The organism is Bacillus sp. FJAT-27986 (assembly GCF_001685035.1).
GTDB lineage: Bacteria > Bacillota > Bacilli > Bacillales > Pradoshiaceae > Pradoshia.
This window is the reverse complement of sequence record NZ_MAYV01000014.1, coordinates 46,965-60,530: the sequence shown is the minus strand read 5'-3', so window position 1 is coordinate 60,530 and position 13,566 is coordinate 46,965. Positions and strand designations below refer to the sequence as shown.

The following is a 13,566-nucleotide window of genomic DNA, read 5'->3' as shown; positions in this document are numbered from 1 at the left end:
GTATTTTTGCAAATGCATATTCCCCGTACATTTTTCTATGTATTGGAATATGCGTTTTTCATTAGAGAACTTATTCGCTTCAATTGTTGAGTAATTCCGAATCCCTTTCTCCGTAAATACCTTCAAAAAAATCTTTTCTCGACTCTCTCTGTATTTACCAAATACAATTTCAACGATTGGAACGATTTAATGAAATACTTAAAGATTATTACTTATGAACTTTTTGTGTTTTTAGTTTTTTATCTTCTATTCTTGCATATTCGAATTGCTCAAATTCCTAATCAAACTGTACCAGATAATGCTGATTATTTAATTATTCTAGGAGCAAGGGTGATTGGAACTGATCCTTCGCCACTTCTACAAGAACGAATTAACACAGCTGCTGCCTATCTGGAAGATAACCCATTCAGTCGCTATTGCTACTGAGGGACAAGCCCCCAATGAAAGCATCCCTGAAGAAGAGGCTATTAAAACAGTCCATATAAACAGAGGAATAGAGGAAAATAGGATCAAGTAAAGATTCTTCTTTAACTAATAGAGGTGTTGATCCAAGAAGGATTAATCCCTTTTTATGTTGAATTTCTTATTGTAGAAATGGGGAAGGTTTGTTCAAGAAGGTTATAGGTGATTATTTGTGTTCATCATTGGGACATATTCTTGCAGAGTTTAAGAATCTTAAGGCAAAACTACATTAAGGAGCTTAGCAATGGAAAAATGGGATTTATATGATAAGCATCGTAATAAAATAGGCAAACAAATAACTCGTGGAGATGATATGACACCAGACGAGTTTCATTTAGTAATACACGTTTGTATATTTAATTCAAAGGGAGAAATGCTTATTCAACAACGTCAGCCCTTTAAGCAAGGTTGGTCGAATCTTTGGGATATCACTTGTGGTGGAAGTGCTGTTGCAGGCGATACAAGTCAGCAGGCTGCTTCAAGAGAGTTATTCGAAGAGTTGGGTATTCATTATAACTTTGAAATGATACGTCCGCAATTTACTATTAACTTTGCGCGTGGATTTGATGATTATTATTTAATTGAATATGATTTAGATTTGAATGATTTGACGTTACAGACTGATGAGGTGCAAGCAGTGAGATGGGCTTCAAAAGAGAAAATCTTAGAGCTAATCGAATTAAAAAAATTTATACCTTATTATGAGAGTATCATTGCGTTTCTTTTTGAGGGTCGAAAGCATTATGGCTCTATTCGTTTTTAAATGAAACGTGCAAGGAATCAAATATAAACCTTCATATACAAGCGATTATATGATCCCTTTAAGGGCAGGTTAGTTTGACAAAAAAATGGTGTACACCTAAAAAAATGGTTTTATTTAGGTGCTTGTATTTTAAACTTGAATTATTAATGGAGTCGATTTAATGAAAATACAAAGCAAATTACCCAAAAGTAACCCGCAGTTACATTTAGAATTAATTAATAATAGATGGATTCTATTGAAAGAACCCAAAGATTTAGCAAGTGCTATTTTGTTATCCACCCCTTTAATGATTGTCGCAGCAATCATCTCTATTGGTGTAATAAATATCTATTCCAGTATTTCTTTGAGCGATTTTGGCCTAACGCCTGATGCAATCTCAATTACTATTAACTTGAGTAGTGTTTTTTTGTTAATTATATTTTTATTACTTCACGAATTACTCCATTTAATTTTCATTCCAAATTTCACAAAATCAGAAAAAACATATATAGGATTGACGCTGTTCGGAGGTTTTGTGTTAACAGAAGAAGAGATTTCAAAATCAAGATATATCTTCATTTCAATTGCTCCTTTCATTATTATTTCAATAATTTTGCCACTTGTATTAAGTTCATTTGGACTATTAACAACGACATTAAAATTTTTAATAATATTAAACGCAATGGGATCATCAGTTGATTTACTTACTCTTCTTCTTATAATTAAACAAGTCCCAAAAAATGCAATTTTAAAAAACAATGGACCAAACACATATTGGATAAAAACAAATTTCCTCACATAACAATAGTCCTGATGCTCAATGGTTAAATATAGTTGAATACAATGAAAAGGATGAAAGAAACGAAGTATTTCAATCGGTGGTGGGATTGATGTTGAATAAAAGCAGAGTAGGGACAATTTTAGGAATTTTATCTATATTACCAGTGATAGTAAGTATTATTTTTTTCTATACAAAAAGAGGACCGATTGCTGATATTTACCTTTTTATTACTATTTTCAGCGTTTTCTTCATTATAGGTATTATACTTGCCGGAATATCTTCAAGGATGTCTATAGGTCGCATAAGCAAATTATTAATCGGATTGGTCGGGATAATTACAAGTCTAGCGGTTATAGTTGTTGCTTTTCTATTATTACTAGCTATGGGAAGCATTTTAGCAGAATAAGGATCTCAGTAGCCTGCCTTGTTCTTTTTCCGCTAAAGGGGAAGGTTAGTTCAATATGTTTAATAGATCAGTATGAAATCCTTACTTCAATGCAGGAAGTAAGGATTTTCTTCTTGAATAAATAAAATTAGGGTATTTTGAAATTTTTATGTGAATGGGAGAGGTTAATATGTCGATTATGATAGTTAAAAAGGAGTTTAAGTTTGTTGGATTAAAAGGTATTGGGGAGTTTGTTAACTTTGGTGATGAAGTACCCTTGCTTGCAAAGCAACTATTAAGTCGCTCAAACGAAATCCTAAATCCGATAGAAACCGAAATTGCCTTATTTGAGACCAAAAAGGATGAGGGGCATAAGGTGGGTCATTATTATGTAGCTTAATTGTGAGTGAGAAATTATATGAAGTACCAACAGGAATGGATTATATTGAAACAAATAAAAGTTACATAACTACAAGAGGGAATATATCTAAATTGGGAGAACTTCATTTGAATTTATTGAATTGGGCAGTAAAACAAGGTTATCAAAGAGACCTCGATTCTTATATTGTGGAGACATATCATCCTATAGGAGAAGGGGAAGAGGAAGTACAGATTTACTTACCAATTCAAACTTAAAATTAGAAATTAAAAATTAAAAATCCTCTTCAACAAACGAGGCAGGTTAGCTGAATAAGAAATTTGGTTTTTTTTGTGGTAGAATAATCCATAAATAAAACGGTTAAGGTGGCTTTAATAATACATTTAGCGATAAGGGGAATTCACCTTGGAAGTTAAACTATTAACAGAACATGATTTAATTAAATGTACGGACACATTTATTGAAGTATTCAATGTTGAGCCTTGGAATGATGAATGGACATTTACAAAGGCTAAAAAATATTTGCTGGACTTTTACCAAACACCTGGATTTTTAGGCGTTTTAGCGGTAGAAAACAATGAAATTCTCGGCTTTATTTTTGGTGTAAATAGAGTATGGTGGAGCGGAGATGAGTTTTTTATTAATGAAATGTGTGTAAGAAAACAATATCAAAATAAGGGTATTGGAAGAGCGATGTTAAATCATTTGATAAAAGAACTTCATAGCAGCAATATAAGTAACATTACACTTCTCACAGATAGAGGTATACCTGCCGAAGAATTTTATAAGAAAAATGGTTTTGAAGAAATAGAAAGAATCATTTTCTTGTATAAGAACATCAAACTATCATTATAGAGGTGGATGAATATCCAAACCGTTAGTTTAATTGCCACTCTCTACGTCTTTCTGAGTATCGTTTATAAGCTCATTTAAGAATTTCTCAGCTGTCTCATAGTCTTTTACCATAAGAGCCTCTTTTACGTCTTTTAAATCTCTTAATAACAACCTAGAATAGCTTTTAAAAATTAGTTCATCTTCCACATTGTCAGCTCCTTAATTAAAATCATAAGGTGTTAATTATATCGTATTTTCTGGCTTTTGTCTGAAAAATAAGTAAAACATAAAAGGCGATCAGTTAATGTAAAAGGTTTGGTTCAGGGGCATTACTTCAATATCAAGGGCTGAGATCAGCTCTTTTTTTAATTCAGCTAACGGGACAGGTTAGCTGAAAAAGGATTTTTATTATACATAGGAGAATGAATATATTATTAACCGTTACTGAGAGAGGTTTAACTGTATGACAACTTACTTGAAGAGAGAGAAAAATAAAGCTCCTAAAAAAGCACTTAGAGTATTCCTTGTTATCTGTCTTTTATTTACTGGGGTTGTTACTTATGGAGTATATTGGGCTTTTTTCGATATGAACAGACTACCAAAAGGAGAATATCTTATTGAAAAAACATCACCTGGCGGCCATTACACACTAAAAGCATATCTCACTAACGGAGGTGCTACAACGTCATATGCTGTTCGTGGCGAGTTAGTCTTTAATGAAGGCAATAAGAAAGCAAAAAATATTTATTGGGATGAACGAGAAGAAACTGCCAGTATTACCTGGACAGACAATGATACAGTTGAGATCAATGGGCATACATTAGATGTACCTAATGATAAATTTGATTTTAGACATCAATGATTCATTACTAAATATACTGTTGAATTGAATCAAGATAGATTCAAAACTTTTAATTCTTTATTGGACAAACGGGGCAGATTAGCGGAAGAAGGATTTTTGATTTTAATTGAAGAATAACTATTTAATAATACTTTCTAAATGACTTATGTATGAATTTAGAAAGAATAAGGAGGAATGCTTTTTGGTCCAAACATTAAGACATATATTAATAATAATCATTGGTCTAATAGCTGCCTATGGCCTAATAACAAGAACTTTTGATGATATGTCATCATTCATTCCACCCTTACTATGTTTGCTGATGATGGTATGGGCATTAGAAGAATATCAAAAAAAGAGACTGCTAAATGCTGGGTTGTTGTTTATATTTTCACTATTCCCATTGTTTGTATCTGTCCAGATATTATTTTTAAACTAATTCGGTAAATTGACTATTAGGCCCAACATCCGTTTATTAATAAATGAAAAGTGCAATTTAAGAAGCCATCAGGGACATTGTTCTAGAAGGATTAATGCCTTTTTATGTTGAATTTCTTATTGTAGAAACGGGGCAGGTTTAGCTCAATAAGGAATCTTCTAATTTCCTATATATAGCAAAGTGGAAATGATATGATTTTAAATGTATTTACGTATTGTGGGAGGAGAATATGGTACTAACTTTAAGAATTACCTTAGCGATAATTGTTGTTGTTTTATCTGTTTATAGTTTGATAACTGAAAATTACGACTTTAGTTCTTATACGATTTTATTCTTAGGTTTTATGATTTTAGTGATGGGATTAGATGAACTTCAAAAAGACAGAAAAAACTTTTGGGGATACACAAGTATTATTATTTCGTTATTTATTTTTCTTAGTCTTTATTAAAGAATTCTTATTAAAGTAACGGGGCAGTTTAGTTCAAGAAGGAATATCTGAACTATACATATTGTGGAATGTAAGGGGGAGTAGATGATTAAATATATTAAAAGTATTAATAATGCTTTTTTTACAGTAACACTATCTAGCTTAGCTGTGTATTTAGGAAATAAAACAAGAGATATTGATTTACCTGGTTTTCTGTATGTAGCCTTAGTTTCGTTAGCAGGTCTCATAATAGCTTCTTTGATAATTCATTCGAAAAAAAGGAAGGAAACACACAAAAAATAAAAAATCAGGCTAACTTCTCCTGCTTTTTTATGCGGTTATATAATTCTTGATAGATTCTCATACTCGTTTAATCGCTCAATTTCTTCACCTTCCAACTGATGTAGCTAAAAAGTTGTGGAGTGAGCGTGGTGAAATTTATAAACGGGAGCGTTGATCCAAGGGTGAACTGCCCCGTTCTGTTGAACTCTTTATGTTACAAAGGGGCAGATTAGCTCAATAAGAAGTTAAAATTGAACTTTTAATGTTTGTTACTTATTTTCAAATTGGAGATATTCTAAAATATTTCCGAAGGGGTCTCTAAAACTAATATATTTTCCTGGAGGACAATTAGTTGGTTCATCTACAATAAAATCTACTTCTTTTTCTTTTAAGAATTTAACCGTTTCATAAATATCTTCAGTTCGTAATCCTAATACAACTCCTGAAATTTTATTATCTTGATTATACGGCGTATTAACGTTCTCCTCTAGAATAATTGGTAACTCTCCGTGTACAAGTGATGCAATATTAGGACCATACTGCTTATTTAATTCAAAACCTAAAGTATTGGTATAAAAGTCAATTGCAGTGTTTAAATTTGGAACGTAAATGCTTATAACACAAACCTGATTCACCATTTTATTCCTCCTATTTTTAGTGTTATGGTAAATATTCAATACACATTAATAAAAACCTTTTTTAATTCCACTCAATGTCTTATTAAAATAAACAGCTAATAATTATGAATATCAAGGCATTGATACAAGAAGGGTCAATGCCTTTTTCTGTAGAACTTCTTATTGTAGAATCGGGGCAGGTTAGCGGAATAAGAACTTATTCTTCCTCCCAATAATGGGGATATAAAGTTAGATTAATAACAAAAATTTATTCAAAAGAATGGGAGGTAAAGAAGTGAATAGGAGAGTGCTAAAAGATGCAAAGACAATTCTAGCTTTTACTATAGCTTTTGCGTTCGAAATTATAGGAATAGTATTAGCAGCGAAAAATGAAGATGGTTGGGTAGTGTTTGTTATTTTTGGTATGCTTTTAACGTTTTATGGTGTGAATAGAGCTAATCGACTTTATAAGGAAAATTAATATCAATGTTTACAACCATATCAAGGATATTGATTCAATGAATAATGCTCTATTTTTGAATTTCTTATGAAAGAAAGGGCAGGTTAGTTTAACAAACATAGTTTATAATTTTAGTATTGTTTATTGGGGGTAATAATGTTAATTAGAGAGATACAACCCATGGATGCCGAAAAATTTATATGTCTAATTAAGCAAGTTGAATCTGAAGCTAAGTTTATGCTTATGGAAGCAAGAGAAAGAAAAACGACTCCTGAACAACAGCGTAAACAATTAGAACACATCAAGCGGCAAAGTAATTCAACAATATTTGTTGCAGAACAAGAAAAGGGAGAACTTGTTGGCTATTTAATAGCCATTGGCGGTAGTGTAAAGAGAACAAAGCACTCTGCATATCTCGTGGTGGGTATTTTAGAAAAGTACAGAGGTCGTGGTATAGGTACAAGTTTATTTCAAAGATTAGAAGAGTGGGCAAGAAACTCTAATATATCAAGATTAGAGCTAACAGTTGTTACTCAAAACGAAGCAGGTATTTCTTTATACCAGAAAAGTGGATTTGAGATAGAAGGTATAAAAAGAAATTCGTTGTTAATCAATGATGAATTTTATAACGAGTATTTTATGTCTAAAATATTTTAATCTTACTTATTAAACTAACAAGGGTATTGATCCAAGAAGGATTAATGCCTTTTTATGTTGAAATTCTTATTGTAGAAACGGGGCAGGTTAGTTGAATAAAGAGGATTGAAAGGAAAGGGAGTTATAAAAGGTGGACTTATTATTCTGGATAACTATTGTTTTCATAATAACGGGATTTGTTATTCTCGCTTCTATGAAAAAAGGTATGGAAAGTAAGGTAGCTTTTATAAAAGTCAATATGGAAGACGAGGAAAATTCATCAAAAGCCATATCTGTAATTTGGTGGATATGCAGTACCGTTGCTTGGGGCATAGTGAGTATGTTTCTTGTGGTTTGGTGTTTTAAGAATTACTTTGGAAACTATTAGTTTCAAATGTATTTAAACTAACAGAGCCGTTGTTTCATTTTAAGGCGCTTTTTATGGTTTGTATTATGGATTTAAGGAAGATAGTTGGTAGTAGCCCTCTTGTTAAGACGGGAGCAAGTGTTATTCTTTTAGATCAGAAAAAAGGCTGTTATTACAATTGAGGAAAGATAATAACTTCGAATTTATAAATCAAGAAATGTTTTAAGGAGGATAATTATGAAATTTTGGCTTAAAGCACGTGAAGATTATTATAGAAGGCCACCCGTCACTGAAGCTGAATTAGAAGAAGCTGAAAAGGAACTGGGACACAAGCTCCCTAAAACTTATCGTAAGTTGCTATTAGAACAAAATGGTGGGTCTATTCGATTTAATGCTCTCCGTTTAAGAAAACGCCCAATAGATGGAAACTTTTTTGTGGAATTTGATCATCTGCGTGGAGTTGGAGAATGGCCTGGTATTTTAGATACAGCTTACATGACTGAAGAATGGAATTTACCTAAAGGACTTGTCTTATTAAATGGGGATGGTCATACTTGGTTTGCTTTGGATTATAGGAATAATAGAGTTGAGCCTGCTGTTTCATACATTGATACAGAAGGAGATTTAGATTTTGTTTTAGCTGATAATTTTGATGAATTTATAAAGGACTTATACATCCAGGAAGAGGGGCTATACTTCTTTAATCCTGACGAAGAAGAGGATTACAAATTAGATGCGATGCCAGAAGATGAATTAATCTCTTTATTACAATCAGGTCATTTTACTAAAATCAAAAAAGCACTGGATAATTTATTCTATTACCCGAAAAATAGTATTACAGAAAACTATGTCCTAAATTTATTAAATGAAACCAAAGAGAAGGTTCAAGATAAGATAGGATCAACTTTATTTCAATACATAAGCTTCCAAAGGATTAAATATGATCTTCCTATTGTAAATAAGGTAATGGATGAGTTAAAGAAACACCCTAATGTTGCCCATTATGCGACTCTGATAACCGAATTTATTAAAGAAATGGAAGAGGCAAAAGAGGAGCAAATTCTTGATGATGATGAATATGAAGTAGTACCATATGAAGATGAATAATATAGAGGTAAAGAAGAATAAAAATATTTAAATAGTGAAATTGAAGTTAGAAGCTCTCAGGCAACTGGGGGCTTTTTTCTATAAATATTTTTAATGAAAGGGGAGGATTGAATGGAAATGCACATCTTTATCGGACAAGCCTGCTTTTTTTTGACAATTTTCGGCGCTTTACCTTTTAAAAACAAACCTCCAATGGTGGTACGCAGCACCAAGAAGCTTATTTGTTGTTCCGGGGCCACAAAATTATTGATCGCTGTTGTTTATTCTCATTTTAATTAGAATCGATTTTTTGTTATTCTAATTTCAAAAACTTCACTAATCTCACTTCCTAAAAGTGAAATAACACAATTAATAACTCTAATAAAAAAATCATGTATTCGTATTGTTGCAAATCTTTCTGATACATTCCTTTGTCATATTCATTTAAGAATTTTATATTCCAAAACAAAGCCCGATTTGTATTTGTATAGATCCTTTTTAATGATAAAGGTCAAATATCAAACTTTAATATATCATTTTATGATATAAGTATGGACATATATATCACAAAGTGATATATTGATCTTAAATAGATATATCACATTATGATATATCGTAAAAGGATATAGAAGGTGATACCTTGAAGAAAACGGAGCAATTAACTGATTCAATGTTTTATATTATGGCTGCTTTAACTAAGCCAAGACATGGTTATGCAATTATGAATCTAATTGAAGAAACAACAAATGGGGCAATTAACGTAGGGCCAGCATCCATGTACACAATTATCAAAAAGCTATTAAAACAAGAATGGATTTATTTGTATGATGGGTCAGATTCAAGGCGTAAAACGTATCTGCTTACTGACAAGGGCAGAGAAGTATTAGAGGAAGATGTAATCATACGAAAACAGATGATTCAATTAGCAGAAATGGGATTGAAGGAGGGAGAAGAATGAGACAAACAAGGTATATTATGTCAGAGGGATTAGCTTTTGCTGAAGATAAGGACATGGAAAAATTACGACGATATTCTTTGAAGGGATGGCATGTCAGTGATTTTAAGTTAATGGGTTATACACTAAAAAAAGGGGAAAGCTCAGATTATATCTACAGTGTAGATTATCGATCTTTAAAAGAAGATGATGAATATTTTGACCTTTTCTCAGCCTCAGGATGGTCACATGTTGCCTCCACAGGAGATATACATTTATTTCGAGCAAAACCCGATACAAAACCGATTTATAGTGATCGAGACACAGCTGTTGAAAAGTATGAAAGTTCAGCTCGTTCAATCAATTATTTTGTGATTCCGGTTGTTTTAATCACACTACTTGCTTGGGTTGGAACAATGCTAAGCTCTGGTATATTGCATTCAATACTTATTGTAACCGCAGTTATTTCTACTGCCATTGCCATTCCAGCAGCTATGACTATTATTGCAACGTACAATAATAAATGGAGTATAAAGGAAAAGAAAGGGTTAGTTAATCTTCTTAAAACTATACCAGTCATCCTCTTTTTAATAGCTGTTTTTATGTTGCTATATGTCCGTGATATCGGAGTTAACATTTTAGCATCTATGATTATTGGAGCATTCGCATTTCCAACTGTTATTTGGATCATCATGTCCCTTTATCATAAAATAGGGAAGAAAGCTTAGTATAGAAGTCGAATAATAAAGCTTATAAATATTATATATAGTAAGTAAGAATAGGTGAATTATATATAGAGTTTTTTTATAGATCTAACGAGGGGGCGTTGATCCAGGATGGATTAAGGCCTTTTTAAGTTAAACTCCTTATGATTAGAGTCGGTTTCTTTGTTTTATATGTAAATCTAATGTAAGATATAAATTGCATATGTAAAATATATCTTACATGAGTAAGGTGGAATATATGAAAAATAATGTAAAGATAACACGAATGAAAATTTCAATGACTCAAGAACAATTAGCAAGAAAAGTAGGGGTGACTAGGCAGACGATTGGATTGATTGAGAAGGGGGAATATAATCCGACTCTTCATCTTTGTGTTGCAATAGCAAAAGAACTTAATAAAACATTAGATGAATTATTTTGGGAGGTAGAGAGTTGATGAAATCCTGGATATCTTTTTTAATGCCTGATGATGAATATAAGGAAAAAAGGATGCTATATTTCTTCGCGGAGGGTGGGGTACTTCTTTTCCTTTTCCTTGTACTAACAATGTTCTTAAACAAGTTTGTTTCAATCGACTTAGAGATAATTTTACTGTTAGCCATATCCATATTCGTTCTATATATATTTACAAGGTATATTGTAGCTGGTATTGAATATACGGAGGTTGCAACAAAAGTAGCTTATAGGAAAGAGTTAAGAGTTATTTTTACTAAAACAGTTACATTTTTTGTTATTTTCACTCTACTGTATTTACTATTGGTTGATACGCCTTCAAGTATTAGCGGTTGGAGTGAACTAATAGGGTTTACATTATTCGGAGGTGTAGTGATGTTCCTCATCAATTATATTTCATTGAAACGTTCTTATAATAAAAATAAGGAACTGTTATAAAGGAACGACACGGGTGTTACTCTATTTCAAGGGCTGTAAACAGCTCTTTTTTTATGCAGCTATCGGGTAGTTTTGCGGAGGAAGGATTTTTCTAATTAATGAAGAATATTGTAAAAGTAAATACTGTCAGACAGTCTAGAATTATTAAAGGAAATCTCCAACTTAAGAATAATATTAGGTAGGTTTATAAAGAATTGGGGGAGTTTAGTTTGAAGGAGAATCAAGCAGAAATATCTAAAGTTTCACCCGAGGATTTCGGAGAATCTTTTCTGAATGGAATGTATTCAACCTTATATCACCAAACAACAATTGATTTTAAAAATATTGTACCTTTACAACAATTCATTGAATATGGAACAGATTTTAATGCTGGAGTCGAAAGGTATACATTAGAAATGGTTACTAATTTAATAGAAGGTATTAAACAATATATCTGGTTAGACAATTCCAGGGAAAAAGTTATAAGTATATCCTTCGGAGAAAATAATACAATTTACAGCCTATCTCTTGCTCCTTTTATCACTCATCCTGAAAGTGATCAGATATATACAATGAATAAATATATTATGCCGATAAAAGGTGAATGGTATGTTTTCTGGGGTGGAACTAATCAGTTTATCAATTATCACTATGTATATGAGGATCAAAGATACGCGTATGATTTACTTATTTTGAAAAACGGTAAATCTTATAACGATGACCCAAAGAAAAATGAAAACTATTATGCTTATGACAAGGAAATATTAGCCCCGGCAGATGGTGTAGTGATAAAAGTGATAGATGGAATCGAGGATAATGTGCCAGGGGAAATGAATCCTGAACTTCCTGAAGGAAATTGCATTACAATAGAACATCAAAATAACGAGTATAGTATGCTAGCTCATTTGAAAAATCATTCTATCCTTGTTCAAGAAGGAGAAAGAGTTCAGAAAAGACAGGTTCTTGGTACTTGCGGAAATTCTGGTAACTCAAGTGAAACTCACCTGCATTTTCAAGTGATGAATTCAGCTGATTATTTAAAGGGAAAATCAATCCGTATTCAATTTGAAGACGGAAAAGAACCCATTCAAGGTGATTTCATTAACTCTCTGTGAACTTCAGAAATCAGTAACTAATCTATCAACTGACAACCATATTCAGTACAAGAGCTGTATGATTAGCTGTTTTTTATGCAGCTAAGGACAGGTTAGCTTTAGAAGGAGATAAAGGGAGTGATAAACCGGTGTTTACGAGAAAGTTTCGTGAAATATACCCAGGTCAAATTTTCGAATTATATCTTCAGCAAATTAAAAAATATGTTTACGGTGTCATTGTAGCGGGCGTTAGACGAATAAAAAAAAGATGACATAAAAATCGCATACATAGAATCTTTTACTGAACAGCCAATAAACCTTCAAGAAATAAGTAAAGATATAGTGATAAAGAATTTCTTATTTATTGCTAATTCAGGAATTGCTTCAATTCTAAATCATTCCTGGAAGTATGTTGGTTTTTATTCAAAACCGATAATGGAAATGGAAGAACTGAGTAAAGTGGAATATGTTATAGAATTTATGGATAACTTTTATAGAAGTGTTGGTAATAGCCTCTTACCCATATTTGATTGTGAAAAAATAAGTGAAGAATATAAAAATATCGGGAATCCTCTTGGATTGTTCGGGACATTGCAATTCAAGATTACTTAATAGATATTGCAAACAATCGATTGTAAGTAAATGAATTGTTAGGTTTTTGGAGCATAAAATCGAATTAAAAAAGTAGTTAAGATGTTGAGAATAAAATGAAGGAGGGCTATTTCATGCTGTTTATGATTATTGTTAAAGCTTCAAAGAATTCAGAAGCTGGGAATCTTCCAAGCCAGGAACTTAGGGAAGCCATGTCAACCTACAATGAGGAATTAGTAAAGGCTGGCGTGCGGGTTATGGCGAAAGGACTTCATCCAAGTTCAAATGGGGTTCGCCTTTCATATCCTAAGCCGGGAGAAAAGCCAGTGGTCACCGATGGACCATTTTCGGAAACGAATGAATTGATTGCGGGATTTATTCTCATTGATGTGAAGTCTAGGGAAGAAGCCATCGAATGGGCTAAGCGAATGCCTGATCCACAAGGATTTGGTGAAGGTCAAATTGAGTTGCGACAAGTCATTGAGTTTCCTGAGTAGAGGTAATCAATCTAGCGAGTAAATCTATACAAATGTTCTCGACGAAATACGTATGTCCTGTTATTCGATAATCGGGCGTTAATAGACTAGATAGAATAAAAGAGACAATCACAAACG

General features: G+C 32.4%; 22 protein-coding genes. 20 read left to right on the top strand and 2 right to left on the bottom strand.

Annotation, left to right across the window (positions count from 1 at the left end):
* Positions 1 to 189: 189 nt before the first annotated feature.
* From A8L44_RS18715 to A8L44_RS08960, 7 genes are all read left to right on the top strand, one after another.
* Positions 190 to 426 carry a hypothetical protein gene (locus tag A8L44_RS18715; RefSeq protein ID WP_139063832.1) on the top strand — a complete coding sequence of 79 codons (237 nt, stop codon included), beginning with the start codon at positions 190 to 192 and terminating at the stop codon, positions 424 to 426.
* Between the two features lie 280 nt (positions 427 to 706).
* The gene (locus A8L44_RS08980; RefSeq protein WP_066104503.1) at positions 707 to 1,225 is read left to right on the top strand and encodes an NUDIX hydrolase; all 519 of its coding nucleotides are present in this window, start codon (positions 707 to 709) and stop codon (positions 1,223 to 1,225) included.
* A 160-nt stretch (positions 1,226 to 1,385) separates the two neighbouring features.
* A complete protein-coding gene (locus A8L44_RS08975) occupies positions 1,386 to 2,006 on the top strand; it encodes a metalloprotease family protein (RefSeq protein WP_066104499.1) in 621 nt (206 codons plus the stop codon).
* Between the two features lie 91 nt (positions 2,007 to 2,097).
* Positions 2,098 to 2,391 carry a hypothetical protein gene (locus A8L44_RS08970; RefSeq protein WP_413242776.1) on the top strand — a complete coding sequence of 98 codons (294 nt, stop codon included), beginning with the start codon at positions 2,098 to 2,100 and terminating at the stop codon, positions 2,389 to 2,391.
* 169 nt (positions 2,392 to 2,560) lie between these two features.
* A complete protein-coding gene (locus A8L44_RS19210; RefSeq protein WP_225983597.1) occupies positions 2,561 to 2,770 on the top strand; it encodes a hypothetical protein in 210 nt (69 codons plus the stop codon).
* Between the two features lie 2 nt (positions 2,771 to 2,772).
* A complete protein-coding gene (locus A8L44_RS19205) occupies positions 2,773 to 3,006 on the top strand; it encodes a hypothetical protein (protein ID WP_225983596.1) in 234 nt (77 codons plus the stop codon).
* A 148-nt stretch (positions 3,007 to 3,154) separates the two neighbouring features.
* Positions 3,155 to 3,604 (top strand): GNAT family N-acetyltransferase, encoded by a 450-nt coding sequence (locus tag A8L44_RS08960; protein WP_066104493.1) that lies wholly within the window; start codon positions 3,155 to 3,157, stop codon positions 3,602 to 3,604.
* A gap of 27 nt (positions 3,605 to 3,631) precedes the next feature.
* Here the strand turns inward: A8L44_RS08960 and A8L44_RS18940 are convergent, their stop codons facing one another.
* Positions 3,632 to 3,790, bottom strand: coding sequence for a hypothetical protein (locus A8L44_RS18940; RefSeq protein ID WP_175354267.1), 159 nt, complete (start codon positions 3,788 to 3,790; stop codon positions 3,632 to 3,634).
* Positions 3,791 to 4,046: 256 nt separating this feature from the next.
* Between A8L44_RS18940 and A8L44_RS08955 the strand changes: the two genes are divergently transcribed.
* From A8L44_RS08955 to A8L44_RS08940, 3 genes are all read left to right on the top strand, one after another.
* Positions 4,047 to 4,445, top strand: coding sequence for a DUF5412 domain-containing protein (locus A8L44_RS08955; RefSeq protein ID WP_066104491.1), 399 nt, complete (start codon positions 4,047 to 4,049; stop codon positions 4,443 to 4,445).
* A 647-nt stretch (positions 4,446 to 5,092) separates the two neighbouring features.
* The gene (locus tag A8L44_RS08945; RefSeq protein WP_066104485.1) at positions 5,093 to 5,311 is read left to right on the top strand and encodes a DUF3953 domain-containing protein; all 219 of its coding nucleotides are present in this window, start codon (positions 5,093 to 5,095) and stop codon (positions 5,309 to 5,311) included.
* A gap of 84 nt (positions 5,312 to 5,395) precedes the next feature.
* Positions 5,396 to 5,593 (top strand): hypothetical protein, encoded by a 198-nt coding sequence (locus tag A8L44_RS08940; RefSeq protein WP_066104482.1) that lies wholly within the window; start codon positions 5,396 to 5,398, stop codon positions 5,591 to 5,593.
* A gap of 248 nt (positions 5,594 to 5,841) precedes the next feature.
* On the opposite strand, the gene A8L44_RS08935 is transcribed toward A8L44_RS08940, so the two are convergent.
* On the bottom strand, positions 5,842 to 6,210 hold the full coding sequence (locus A8L44_RS08935) for a VOC family protein (RefSeq protein WP_225983595.1): 369 nt from the start codon (positions 6,208 to 6,210) through the stop codon (positions 5,842 to 5,844).
* Positions 6,211 to 6,484: 274 nt separating this feature from the next.
* On the opposite strand from A8L44_RS08935, the gene A8L44_RS08930 reads away from it, so the two are divergent.
* From A8L44_RS08930 to A8L44_RS08880, 10 genes are all read left to right on the top strand, one after another.
* Positions 6,485 to 6,670, top strand: a complete 186-nt coding sequence (locus A8L44_RS08930; RefSeq protein ID WP_066104479.1) for a hypothetical protein — start codon at positions 6,485 to 6,487, stop codon at positions 6,668 to 6,670.
* Positions 6,671 to 6,805: 135 nt separating this feature from the next.
* The gene (locus A8L44_RS08925; RefSeq protein ID WP_066104476.1) at positions 6,806 to 7,306 is read left to right on the top strand and encodes a GNAT family N-acetyltransferase; all 501 of its coding nucleotides are present in this window, start codon (positions 6,806 to 6,808) and stop codon (positions 7,304 to 7,306) included.
* A 130-nt stretch (positions 7,307 to 7,436) separates the two neighbouring features.
* Positions 7,437 to 7,673, top strand: coding sequence for a hypothetical protein (locus tag A8L44_RS19200; RefSeq protein ID WP_066104475.1), 237 nt, complete (start codon positions 7,437 to 7,439; stop codon positions 7,671 to 7,673).
* Positions 7,674 to 7,889: 216 nt separating this feature from the next.
* Positions 7,890 to 8,759 carry an SMI1/KNR4 family protein gene (locus A8L44_RS08915; RefSeq protein ID WP_066104472.1) on the top strand — a complete coding sequence of 290 codons (870 nt, stop codon included), beginning with the start codon at positions 7,890 to 7,892 and terminating at the stop codon, positions 8,757 to 8,759.
* A gap of 619 nt (positions 8,760 to 9,378) precedes the next feature.
* Positions 9,379 to 9,696, top strand: a complete 318-nt coding sequence (locus tag A8L44_RS08910; RefSeq protein WP_066104469.1) for a PadR family transcriptional regulator — start codon at positions 9,379 to 9,381, stop codon at positions 9,694 to 9,696.
* Positions 9,693 to 10,400, top strand: coding sequence for a DUF2812 domain-containing protein (locus A8L44_RS08905; RefSeq protein ID WP_066104466.1), 708 nt, complete (start codon positions 9,693 to 9,695; stop codon positions 10,398 to 10,400). Before A8L44_RS08910 ends, A8L44_RS08905 begins: the two co-directional genes overlap by 4 nt.
* A 235-nt stretch (positions 10,401 to 10,635) precedes the next feature.
* Positions 10,636 to 10,833 carry a helix-turn-helix transcriptional regulator gene (locus A8L44_RS08900; RefSeq protein WP_066104464.1) on the top strand — a complete coding sequence of 66 codons (198 nt, stop codon included), beginning with the start codon at positions 10,636 to 10,638 and terminating at the stop codon, positions 10,831 to 10,833.
* Entirely contained in the window at positions 10,830 to 11,288 is a 459-nt protein-coding gene (locus A8L44_RS08895; RefSeq protein ID WP_139063831.1) for a DUF3278 domain-containing protein, read from the top strand. The genes A8L44_RS08900 and A8L44_RS08895 overlap by 4 nt, the downstream gene beginning before the upstream one ends.
* 209 nt (positions 11,289 to 11,497) lie before the next feature.
* Entirely contained in the window at positions 11,498 to 12,382 is an 885-nt protein-coding gene (locus tag A8L44_RS08890) for a M23 family metallopeptidase (RefSeq protein WP_254654707.1), read from the top strand.
* Positions 12,383 to 13,086: 704 nt separating this feature from the next.
* Positions 13,087 to 13,449: a YciI family protein gene (locus A8L44_RS08880; protein WP_066104455.1), complete on the top strand. Its 363-nt coding sequence runs from the start codon at positions 13,087 to 13,089 to the stop codon at positions 13,447 to 13,449.
* The last annotated feature ends 117 nt before the right edge of the window (positions 13,450 to 13,566 follow it).

Bases quoted from the DNA above. Each gene is read 5' to 3' on its own strand.
- A8L44_RS18715 (WP_139063832.1), top strand. From the start codon at position 190: ATGAAATACTTAAAGATTATTACTTATGAACTTTTTGTGTTTTTAGTT.
- A8L44_RS08945 (WP_066104485.1), top strand. From the start codon at position 5,093: ATGGTACTAACTTTAAGAATTACCTTAGCGATAATTGTTGTTGTTTTA.
- A8L44_RS08900 (WP_066104464.1), top strand. From the start codon at position 10,636: ATGAAAAATAATGTAAAGATAACACGAATGAAAATTTCAATGACTCAA.
- A8L44_RS19210 (WP_225983597.1), top strand. From the start codon at position 2,561: ATGTCGATTATGATAGTTAAAAAGGAGTTTAAGTTTGTTGGATTAAAA.
- A8L44_RS08880 (WP_066104455.1), top strand. From the start codon at position 13,087: ATGCTGTTTATGATTATTGTTAAAGCTTCAAAGAATTCAGAAGCTGGG.
- A8L44_RS08915 (WP_066104472.1), top strand. From the start codon at position 7,890: ATGAAATTTTGGCTTAAAGCACGTGAAGATTATTATAGAAGGCCACCC.
- A8L44_RS08980 (WP_066104503.1), top strand. From the start codon at position 707: ATGGAAAAATGGGATTTATATGATAAGCATCGTAATAAAATAGGCAAA.
- A8L44_RS08905 (WP_066104466.1), top strand. From the start codon at position 9,693: ATGAGACAAACAAGGTATATTATGTCAGAGGGATTAGCTTTTGCTGAA.
- A8L44_RS08955 (WP_066104491.1), top strand. From the start codon at position 4,047: ATGACAACTTACTTGAAGAGAGAGAAAAATAAAGCTCCTAAAAAAGCA.
- A8L44_RS08940 (WP_066104482.1), top strand. From the start codon at position 5,396: ATGATTAAATATATTAAAAGTATTAATAATGCTTTTTTTACAGTAACA.
- A8L44_RS08935 (WP_225983595.1), bottom strand. From the start codon at position 6,210: ATGGTGAATCAGGTTTGTGTTATAAGCATTTACGTTCCAAATTTAAAC.
- A8L44_RS08925 (WP_066104476.1), top strand. From the start codon at position 6,806: ATGTTAATTAGAGAGATACAACCCATGGATGCCGAAAAATTTATATGT.
- A8L44_RS08975 (WP_066104499.1), top strand. From the start codon at position 1,386: ATGAAAATACAAAGCAAATTACCCAAAAGTAACCCGCAGTTACATTTA.